The sequence below is a fragment of the Psychroserpens sp. genome, from assembly GCF_045105015.1.
GTDB lineage: Bacteria > Bacteroidota > Bacteroidia > Flavobacteriales > Flavobacteriaceae > Psychroserpens.
In genome coordinates this window covers 1-10,401 of the sequence record NZ_JBGCCX010000184.1, presented here as the reverse complement: position 1 = coordinate 10,401, position 10,401 = coordinate 1, and the positions used below count along the sequence as shown (strand labels likewise).

The following is a 10,401-nucleotide window of genomic DNA, read 5'->3' as shown; positions in this document are numbered from 1 at the left end:
AAAGGCGCAATCAGTTTTGGTGATACTTCCTTAATTTATAGTTCAAAAAAAATAGTAGATTACAACAATGAGGTTGTTGATATTTGTTTAGATATCGAAGCAGATGCTGATGAAAAACCTCTTACCGCTGGAACCTATTTTATCAGTGTTTTTAACAAAGACCGAAGATTAGGTAGCACACAAGTACAATTAAACTAATTATCTCTACATAATTTATTAAAAACCGCTCTGTAAATTGAAGTGGTTTTTTATTTTTGCACCATGGCAAACGATGATCAATTTAAAAAAGTAATCTCTCATGCAAAAGAGTATGGTTACGTATTTCAAAGTAGTGAAATCTACGATGGATTAAGTGCAGTTTATGATTATGCTCAAAATGGAGCTGAACTCAAAAAAAATATTCGTGACTACTGGTGGAAAGCCATGGTACAGATGAATGATAATATTGTTGGTATTGATTCCGCAATATTTATGCATCCTACAACATGGAAAGCTTCTGGTCACGTTGATGCGTTCAATGATCCTTTAATAGATAATAAGGATTCTAAAAAACGTTATCGCGCAGATGTTTTAGTAGAAGACTACTGCGCAAAAATTGAAAATAAAATTGAAAAAGAAGTCAAGAAGGCTCAAAAACGCTTTGGTGATGCTTTTAATAAAGAAGAATTTGTAAGCACAAACGGCAGAGTTCTTGGTTATCAAGAAAAAATTGATACGATTCTTAAACGTCTTGGTCAATCTCTTGAAAAAGAAGATTTAGCAGATGTCAAAGCCTTAATTGAAGAACTTGAGATTGCTGACCCAATGACTGGTTCTAAAAACTGGACAGATGTTAAGCAATTCAATTTAATGTTTGGAACCAAATTAGGTGCCAGTGCAGATAGTGCTGTGGATTTATACTTACGTCCAGAGACAGCACAAGGTATTTTCGTTAACTTTTTGAATGTTCAAAAAACTGGTCGTATGAAAATTCCTTTCGGTATTGCACAGACTGGAAAAGCATTTAGAAACGAAATTGTTGCTCGTCAGTTTATTTTTAGAATGCGTGAGTTTGAACAAATGGAAATGCAATTCTTTATCAAGCCAGGAACCCAAAAAGAATGGTTTGAACATTGGAAAGATTACAGAATGAAATGGCATTTATCACTTGGAATGGGTAACGATAATTACCGTTTTCATGATCATGAAAAACTAGCCCACTATGCAGATGCTGCAACTGACATTGAATTTAAATTCCCATTCGGATTTAAAGAATTAGAAGGGATTCATTCTCGTACTGATTTTGATTTAAAACAACATGAGGAATTTTCTGGAAAAAAATTACAATATTTCGACCATGAAGACAATGCAAGTTACACACCTTACGTTTTAGAAACTTCAATTGGTTTAGACCGTATGTTCTTGGCTATTTTTTCTAATGCTTTAGAAAATGAAACTTTAGAAGATGGCAGTGTAAGGACAGTTTTAAAATTACCTGCTGTTTTAGCACCAACAAAAGCTGCTGTATTACCTTTAGTTAAAAAAGACGGACTTCCTGAGATTGCGAAACAAATTATAGAAGATTTAAAATGGGATTTTAATGTCACTTATGACGAGAAAGATGCAGTTGGAAGACGTTACAGACGCCAGGATGCTAACGGAACACCCTTTTGTATTACTGTAGATCACGACACTTTAGATGACAACACAGTAACTATTCGTCATCGTGATACTATGGAACAACAACGTGTTAAGATTGAAGACCTAAGAGATATTATTAAAAAAGAAGTCGATGTAAAGCATTGGCTTAAAAAAATGAAATAATTCTAATTCGTCATGCTGAACTTGTTTCAGCATCTCACATTATATAACAACTTCCAAGTCAACACTTGGGAGTTGTTTTTTAAAAATATGCCTTTAATTGAATCGTTCCCGTATGAATGGTTTTACTAGATTCTGTTTTTCTTCCGAAGTAATTCAAATTCAAATCTAAAAACTTAGTCAGTTTCTTTTGCGCCAGTAAACTCCATGTAAAATTATTTCCTGGTTGCAAACCTTCTAAAATCTGATAAGCTACTGGTGTATTTGGATTGCCATTATATTCATTGTTAAAATAATTGACCTCTCCTGTTAAAGCTATTTTTTGAGCATTATTATAAGTAAAAGATAATCCGAAATTATTTTGAAACAAGCCTTCTTCATCTCCAACAGTATTATCTTTTGTAGTGTATTGATAAAATACATCAAAACGTGCATTTTCATTAAAAATATATGACAGTTTAGGTTCAATACGCCTTTGATCTAACTTATAATTACGTGACACAAAATTTTCATTAATACTTTCGTTAACCTCTAAACTAGATTCAAAATTTATTAACCAACTTTTTGCAAACTTATGATTAAATTGAAGTTGATGACTTTGCAATTTATTTTCTTGAAATCCAACAGATAATACAGAACGATTGGTATTATTTAAAAAGGTATATGATGTGGTATAATGTTGTTTCCCTCTATTATAAAACAAAACATTTCTTACACTTTTATTAAGTGCTAATTGATTGTCATCATTTGTAGAGAATGGATTTAAATCAAAGGTATTCCCTTGTCGTTCATCTTTTCTATCAATTAAATATGATGTTTGATTATAAAAATGAGACCAGAATTTTTTAGATTTATTTTCGGAAGTTGCCCATTGTTGTGGGTTAATTGTTAAGGTTTGACTTAATCTATTCTGATGTGTTCCTACAAAAACTTGATTTGGTAGTAATACACGAATAAAACTTCCTTCATCAACAAATTGCGCCAATTCAAATTCGTCAAGTTCTTGTATGCCATTACTATTATAATCAATCCAAGTATATGCACCTTGACCAGGTTCTACTTCAACATAGGTAAAATCTTGACGAGGCAATGTTCCTGAATTGGTTTCAAAAACCGTATTCCAAATGATCATATTATTGAATAGTTTCTGATTAAAATTTAATCTAGAATTTAAGGATTGATCATCTTCCAAATTAGAATCTTCTTGCTTTAATCGTCTATAATTAGCAAAAATAGCTAAGTCTGTAAACTTATTTTTTATGATTCTAGATTTTAAATAATACGTATTAGAAGTGTTTACTTTATCAACACGATTTAGTCGCAAACTATCATTAACTCTATTGATATAACCAACTTCTACAAACACTTTAGTGCTATCTCCTATTCCTGTAAAGGCTTCATATGATTTAAAACGCTGACTTAAATTTGTTAATGAATCATTAGATTTCAAACGTTGCTCATTATCTTCCATAGCTAGTTTTACACCAACCCATTGCTTTTTAAAGTTATATACTACGCGATTAAAAGACCTTAAAAAGGTCGATTGTGATACAGCGCTATTATTACTTAAATAACTAGATGCAGAATAAATATTGAATTGTTTCAACTTCAAATTAGCCAATAAATTATGACGATTACCATTAAAATTTTCAGAGTAATTTAGATGCTCAAATTTATAGTTAGCAATTCCTTTTTCTGGATGAATCAACTCTAAACCTGAAGATAGCAAACTCTGATTTCCTAGAGGATTTTCTAAATTCCAATCCCGATTAAATTCCGGTCTATACAAACGTTCAATGGTTCTAAAATCTTTTTGAATAATATCTGCATCACCATAAGCACTAAAGTTCCATAAACTATCTGTTTTAATAAGTTGTTGCCTAACTGTTAATTTACCAGCAAAACCATTATTATTACCATCATCAAGATCTGAAAACAAATTCAAATCATTTTTACTACCAGCTAATTCGAAAACTATATCTGTTTTATCTGAAGGTTTATAACTTCCGTTAACAACGGCAACTTGTAATTTTACTGGAGCTATTAATTGTATAATCGGTTCGTGTGTTCCTTGCGGAACTCCTCCAGATGGAGGAACATATTCAAATACATTATTTAAAGGGCTGAATGTTTCTCCATTAAATTCTGTTTTTATAATATAATTTCCTTGATTAATACCAACTTGAGTAAATCGGACACTAAATAAGTCATCATCAGGATCATTTGAAAACACAAAAATTTCTTCGCCTCCAACAATTTCTTTTTTGTATAAAATTCGGTTCTCATCAAAAGACTCTTCAACATCTGATGGCGCTACCATTAATGATTGATTATCTCCAGCTTGAGATAAAATATCAACTTGTTCCGAAGATAAATTTTGTTGCAAGGGTTGATTTTTTGAATCAACTTCAGAATACACCGAAACGCCTAATTTCAATTTCTCGGTTTCATAGTTTCCACCTCCAAACACTGTAAATCGTGAAAAATTTCGCTCACTAAATTGATAATCAACTGTAATACGCATTTCAGAAGTTATAGGAAATGTTGAGTTAAAAATAATCTCACCAGCATTATAATCGATGATATAATCTTTATTTTCACCACGTTCTATTGGAATTCCATTCACATAAACCGTTTCACTTCCTGAGACAATGAGTACAAACAATTCACTATTTGGTCCACGTAATTTATATGGCCCTTGATTCCCTTCTTGAGCTGTAAACTGACTACTCGTAAACTGACCTCTTACCAAGGCACCAGCAGCAAATATATTGGTGTCTGATTCTTCATTATCAAAATCTACATTCACCAATAAACCCTGAACTCGCTTAGTAAAAGAGGCAAAATAACTTTCATTATTTACCAAATCAATATCACCAGCTCTAATATTCCAAGAATCACTAAATAGTTCAATAAATACCTGATCAAATTCATCTAATCGTTGCGAATAACCACTTTCTTGTAATGGAATATTAGCATCTTGTATGGAAGCTCTTAAAGATACTTTATCACTTAACTTCCCTGAAATTTGCAAGTCTAATTCACTATTCAATACCGAATTTTGATTGTTACCAATCGTGACGCCTCGTGAAATACTTCCAGAAGTACTTAAACCATCAAAAGGTAAAAACGAACGTTGCACGTTAGATTGATTGAGCTTGTATAATCGCTGAAGGTTATCTGTATTCTCAACTATGATGCGTTCATCTAACTGAAAATATTTTTTAGTAATGAAATTAGGATAACGCAAATAATCAATCACAATGGAGTCTGATTCTACTGGTTTTTTAAAGGTTAATAAGGCTTTTGTGAAATCGACACTGTAGTATGTTGTGTCAATGATAGTATTGTCTTTTCGTCTTAAAATAAAACTGCTTGTATTAATACTTACTGTATCAACTTTTATAGAATCTCTTATTGCTACTTTTTTTGTTCTATAATTAGATTTAGGCTCTTGCGCAAAAGCAGAGCAACCCATAATAAAACAGATAAGTGAAATAGCAATTTTCATCAAGTATATAAACTTCTAAAGACAGAAAATATTTTATGGTTAAAACCTCCTTAAAATAATAGTGTAAAAGTACAGTATTATTTAATTTAGACCGATAATCGGCATTTAACAATAAATATCTAATAAATTTATATTATGAAAATAGTTTCTTACAACGTAAATGGCATCAGAGCAGCTATGAATAAAGGTTTAATCGATTGGCTTACAAGTGCAAATCCAGATGTAATTTGCTTGCAAGAAATTAAAGCCATGAAAGAACAAGTCGATATTGAAGCGATTGAAAATGCGGGTTACAAATACAATTACTGGTTTAGTGCTCAGAAGAAAGGTTACAGTGGTGTTGCTATTTTAAGTAAAATCGAGCCTAAACATGTTGCTTATGGCACAGGAATCGAATCAATGGATTTCGAAGGACGTAATATAAGAGCTGACTTTGATGATTTATCTGTAATGAGTATGTATTTACCTTCTGGAACAAATGATGCGCGATTGGCTCATAAGTTCGAATATATGGATATGATTCATGACTATTTAAATAACCTGAGAACAGAAATTCCCAATTTGGTAGTCCTTGGTGATTATAATATTTGTCATGAAGCTATTGATATTCATAACCCAAAAATGAAAGGAGTTTCAGGATTTTTACCCGAAGAACGTGAATGGCTTGGTAACTTTATTGATAGTGGCTTTATAGATTCATTCCGTTTTTTACATCCTGAAAAACAAGAATATAGCTGGTGGAGCTATAGAGCAAATTCAAGAGCGAATAACAAAGGTTGGCGATTAGATTATGCTATGGTTAGTGAACCATTACAAGAAAACATTAAACGAAGCGTTATCTTATCGGAAGCAGTCCATAGTGATCACTGTCCGATTTTAGTAGAAATTGATAATTAACTACAAGCTCAAACAAATCAAACAACATAGATCAACAACTAAACACAAAAACTTATGATTAAAAAATTGTCATTAATAGCACTTACTTTATGTCTTACAACCTCATGTGTCTCAAAAAAGATTTACACAGATCTTGAAGATAAATATGCGGAGTTAAAAAAGGAAAACAGAACCTTATCTGATAAAAATCAAAATCTTGAAGCTGCATTAAACAAAGCTCAAAACGATTTGGCTAATCTTCAAAGAGATTATGAAAGCACTCTAGCACAACGTAACAAATTACAAGCCGATTATGATGCAACAAAAGCAAATCTTGATAATTTGAATGCGTCTTATGACGCTTTAGAAAAAAATAGTTCTGCTTCTATTGCAGCAAACTCGAAGAAAAATCGTGAGTTGTTAGCCCAACTTGAAGCGAAAGAACAAGCCTTAGCTGCTGAAAATGCAAGACTAGAATCTTTAAAACAAGAACTCGAAGCACGATCTCAACGCGTAGCAGAATTAGAAAATGTAATTGCCTCTAAAGATGCTGCGATGACCAAATTAAAGGATGCCATTTCAAGAGCCTTAACCGATTTTGAAGGCAAAGGATTAACTGTAGAGCAACGTGATGGTAAAGTGTATATTTCGATGGAAAACAAATTGTTATTCCAATCAGGTAGTTGGGCAGTTGGCTCACAAGGAAAACAAGCTGTAAAACAATTAGGAGAAGTCCTTGCTGAAAATCCAGACATTGCTATTTTAATTGAAGGACACACAGATAATGTTCCTTACAAAGGGAATGCTCAATTAAGTGGTAATTGGGATTTATCGGCAAAACGTGCTACAGCAATCGTGAATATCCTTAGAGAAAACGAAGCCATTAACCCTGAAAATTTAACAGCTGCAGGGCGAGGAGAATTCGCTCCTATATCAAGTAATGATACTGATAAAGGAAAAGCTCAAAACCGTCGAATTGAAGTGATTCTAACGCCAAAACTTGATGAGATTTCTAAGTTATTGAATGACATTTAGAAAAACCTTAACATAAATTTAGATGGTACAGATTTTAGTAAGCTGAACCAGCTTCTTATCTTTACATGTCACTAAAAGAATATGAAAATCTGCGATATACAACGCTACCAAAAACAGATATAAAAGTCAGTAAAATTTGCCTTGGCACCATGACTTGGGGAAACCAAAATACGCAAGACGAAGGTTTTGCTCAAATGGATTTAGCTGTAGATAAAGGTGTAAATTTCTTTGATGTAGCCGAATTATACCCAGTTCCTGCAACAGCTGAAACCTATGCTGAAACCGAACGCATTATTGGTAACTGGTTTGAAAAAACTGGTAAACGTGATCAAATAGTTTTAGCAACAAAAATTGCTGGACCAGGAGATTATACAGCCCACATTAGAACGAATGGTTTTAGTAAAGATGCGCTAAACGATGCAGTAAATGACAGTCTAAAACGATTAAAAACCGATTATATAGATCTGTATCAATTGCATTGGCCAGAGCGACAAACGAATACATTTGGAGTTAGAGATTACACTCATAATCCAGATGATCAATGGACTGATAACTTTAATGAAATACTACATAATTTGGATACCATTATCAAATCTGGTAAAATACGTCAGGTTGGAATCTCTAATGAAAAAGCTTGGGGAACTATGCGTTATTTAGAAGAATCTAAAACTAATAATCTACCACGTGCCATTACAATTCAAAATGCTTACTCTTTATTAAATAGAGTTTTTGAAGGTGATATGGCTGAAATTTCGATACGGGAAGAGATTGGTTTACTAGCCTATTCTCCAATGGCATTTGGAGTATTGTCTGGTAAATACATTAAAGGTACAGCTGCAGATAATGCTAGACTGAAATTATTCCCGAGGTTTGCTCGTTATAGTGGAGATAAAGCTACTGAAGCTACAAAACGTTATATGCAAATTGCTGATGACAACAATATGACTTTAGCACAAATGTCTTTAGCTTTTGTAACAGACAGACCGTTTATGACGAGTAATATTATTGGAGCGACCTCTTTAGAGCAACTAGAAGAAAATATTGATAGTATTAATTTCATCCTTAGTGATGAGATTCTCAAAGCTATTAATGAGGTTCATGCAGAATTGCCTAATCCTGCGCCTTAAGATAATTGTCATTCAGAGTGATAGCGAAGATTCTCAATATATTAAACGACACTTAGTTTTGTTACTCTTAAACTAAAAATACAATAAGTGTCATTTCGTGCGTTGTCGAGAAATCTCATTAAAAACCAAAGTACTCATCTTTTATTTTTTATTTTGTAGAAATTTTCCTATACTTAAATACTGTGAGATTTAAAAAATTTATAATGAAAAAATTAATAAGTCTGGTTTTTATCTTGTTAGTTAATAATTTATGGTCTCAAGAAAAAGACATTAAATATTTAATGTTTGACAAAAGTATGCAAGTGCAAAATGTTGATAATAGAGTAAAACTAAGTTTTGATTTGACTGGAAAAGACAAAAAGGACTGTATTTATAATTTCGAAATAGATAATTCAACCCATGATTTTAAATATCTAAAGTTTGAAGACATAAGAGATGAAATACTTAATGAGGAATTAAAAGACAAGAATATTTTAAACCTAGCAGATTTAACTAATACTGATTTTTGTGATTTACAACTTTTATTTGCTGATACAAAACATCTATTTCTACTAAGAGAAATAAAAGGTAAGACTTATAAGTATAGATTAATATTTCATAGTACTCAAAGAGGATGGAGTTTACTAAAAAACTAATTCAATTATACATTATTGAATAAAAACAAAAACCCCTTTCACATAATGTGGAAGGGGTTTTAGATATTATTTGATTTCCTTACCATCTTTATCAATAAAGTGGTATTCAAGATATGTGTAAGCATCTCTAGGTAAAACTTTTACCCATTTTTTGTGTTCTAAAAACCATTTAGAACGTACTGATGGAAACCCTTTGGTTAAAAAGGCTGCTATAAAAGGATGCGCATTTAAGGTTATCTTTTTATAGTCTTTTTTCAGAAGCCTCTCAAGGTCTTGAGTAATTCTTTGAACCACTTTAATAGGTGCTTCAATTTCACTACCTACAACGCCATTAGGATTTTCTTCTTTTGTTTTAATATTGCGTTCTGGGCGAACACGTTGTCTGGTAATTTGTATCAAACCAAACTTACTAGGTGGCAAAATCTTATGTTTTGCCTTATCATCATTCATTTCTTCACGAAGATGATTGTACAATTTTTTTCGATTCTCTGCTTTTCCCATATCAATAAAATCGACGACTATAATTCCTCCCATATCACGTAAACGTAACTGACGAGCAATTTCTGAAGCAGAAATTAAATTGACTTCTAGAGCAGTATCCTCTTGGTTTTTCTCTTTGTTAGATCGATTACCACTGTTAACATCAACCACATGCATCGCTTCGGTATGTTCAATAACCAAATACGCTCCTTTTGCCATAGAGACTGTGCGACCGAAAGATGTTTTTATTTGACGTTCGATACCATACTTTTCATAGATTGGTACGCCATTTTTATACAACTTTACTATGGATTCTTTAGCAGGTGCAATTTCTTGCACGTAATCTTTAATCTGTTCATAAAGCACTTCGTCATCTACAATGATGCTAGAAAATGAATCGTCAAAAATATCTCTTAAAATTGAAGAGGCTTTGTTCATTTCACTCAACACCTTACTAGGATGATGTGCTTTATTAATTTTTCTACACATTGCTGTCCATCTATTCAGCAAATTCTGTAAATCTTTGTCGAGTTCGGCAACTTTTTTGCCTTCTGCGACAGTACGAATTATAACTCCAAAACCTTTAGGCGTTATGCTTCTTACCAAACGCTTTAAACGTTCTTTTTCTTCTTTCGATTCAATCTTTTGAGAGATTGAAATACGATCAGAAAATGGTACGAGAACAATATAACGACCTGCAACAGATAACTCACTACTAATGCGAGGACCTTTGGTTGAAATGGGTTCTTTTACAATTTGTACTAATAGAGATTGATTTGATTTTAAAGCGTTAGCAATGCTTCCGTTTTTATCAATATCTTTCTCAAACTGAAAATTTTTCAGTAAAAAATCGGTATGTCTACCTGCGCTTACACGTTTAACGAATTTTAAAAGAGAAGGCAATTTTGGTCCTAAATCATGATAATGCAAAAAGGCA

7 protein-coding genes and 1 pseudogene are annotated in these 10,401 nt (G+C 32.3%); 6 read left to right on the top strand and 2 right to left on the bottom strand.

Going from position 1 to position 10,401, the window contains the following annotated elements:
- Both AB8B90_RS13925 and AB8B90_RS13920 read left to right on the top strand, forming a co-directional pair.
- Window positions 1-198, top strand: a pseudogene (locus AB8B90_RS13925) (hypothetical protein); the annotation flags it as partial.
- 63 nt (window positions 199-261) lie between these two features.
- Window positions 262-1,803 carry a glycine--tRNA ligase gene (locus AB8B90_RS13920; protein ID WP_405338119.1) on the top strand — a complete coding sequence of 514 codons (1,542 nt, stop codon included), beginning with the start codon at window positions 262-264 and terminating at the stop codon, window positions 1,801-1,803.
- A gap of 79 nt (window positions 1,804-1,882) precedes the next feature.
- Here the strand turns inward: AB8B90_RS13920 and AB8B90_RS13915 are convergent, their stop codons facing one another.
- Window positions 1,883-5,311 carry a hypothetical protein gene (locus AB8B90_RS13915; protein ID WP_405338116.1) on the bottom strand — a complete coding sequence of 1,143 codons (3,429 nt, stop codon included), beginning with the start codon at window positions 5,309-5,311 and terminating at the stop codon, window positions 1,883-1,885.
- Between the two features lie 135 nt (window positions 5,312-5,446).
- On the opposite strand from AB8B90_RS13915, the gene AB8B90_RS13910 reads away from it, so the two are divergent.
- The 4 genes from AB8B90_RS13910 (at window position 5,447) to AB8B90_RS13895 (ending at window position 8,984) form a co-directional block, all read left to right on the top strand.
- Complete coding sequence (locus AB8B90_RS13910) at window positions 5,447-6,208, top strand: exodeoxyribonuclease III (RefSeq protein WP_405338113.1); 762 nt, start codon at window positions 5,447-5,449, stop codon at window positions 6,206-6,208.
- A 54-nt stretch (window positions 6,209-6,262) separates the two neighbouring features.
- Window positions 6,263-7,222: an OmpA family protein gene (locus AB8B90_RS13905; protein WP_405338110.1), complete on the top strand. Its 960-nt coding sequence runs from the start codon at window positions 6,263-6,265 to the stop codon at window positions 7,220-7,222.
- Window positions 7,223-7,311: 89 nt separating this feature from the next.
- On the top strand, window positions 7,312-8,349 hold the full coding sequence (locus AB8B90_RS13900; RefSeq protein WP_405338122.1) for an aldo/keto reductase: 1,038 nt from the start codon (window positions 7,312-7,314) through the stop codon (window positions 8,347-8,349).
- A 203-nt stretch (window positions 8,350-8,552) separates the two neighbouring features.
- Entirely contained in the window at window positions 8,553-8,984 is a 432-nt protein-coding gene (locus tag AB8B90_RS13895; protein WP_405338107.1) for a hypothetical protein, read from the top strand.
- Between the two features lie 66 nt (window positions 8,985-9,050).
- On the opposite strand, the gene AB8B90_RS13890 is transcribed toward AB8B90_RS13895, so the two are convergent.
- The coding region (locus tag AB8B90_RS13890) for an Rne/Rng family ribonuclease (protein ID WP_405338104.1) at window positions 9,051-10,401 on the bottom strand (1,351 nt) is incomplete at its 5' end.

Bases quoted from the DNA above. Each gene is read 5' to 3' on its own strand.
- AB8B90_RS13905 (WP_405338110.1), top strand. From the start codon at position 6,263: ATGATTAAAAAATTGTCATTAATAGCACTTACTTTATGTCTTACAACC.
- AB8B90_RS13910 (WP_405338113.1), top strand. From the start codon at position 5,447: ATGAAAATAGTTTCTTACAACGTAAATGGCATCAGAGCAGCTATGAAT.
- AB8B90_RS13920 (WP_405338119.1), top strand. From the start codon at position 262: ATGGCAAACGATGATCAATTTAAAAAAGTAATCTCTCATGCAAAAGAG.
- AB8B90_RS13895 (WP_405338107.1), top strand. From the start codon at position 8,553: ATGAAAAAATTAATAAGTCTGGTTTTTATCTTGTTAGTTAATAATTTA.
- AB8B90_RS13915 (WP_405338116.1), bottom strand. From the start codon at position 5,311: ATGAAAATTGCTATTTCACTTATCTGTTTTATTATGGGTTGCTCTGCT.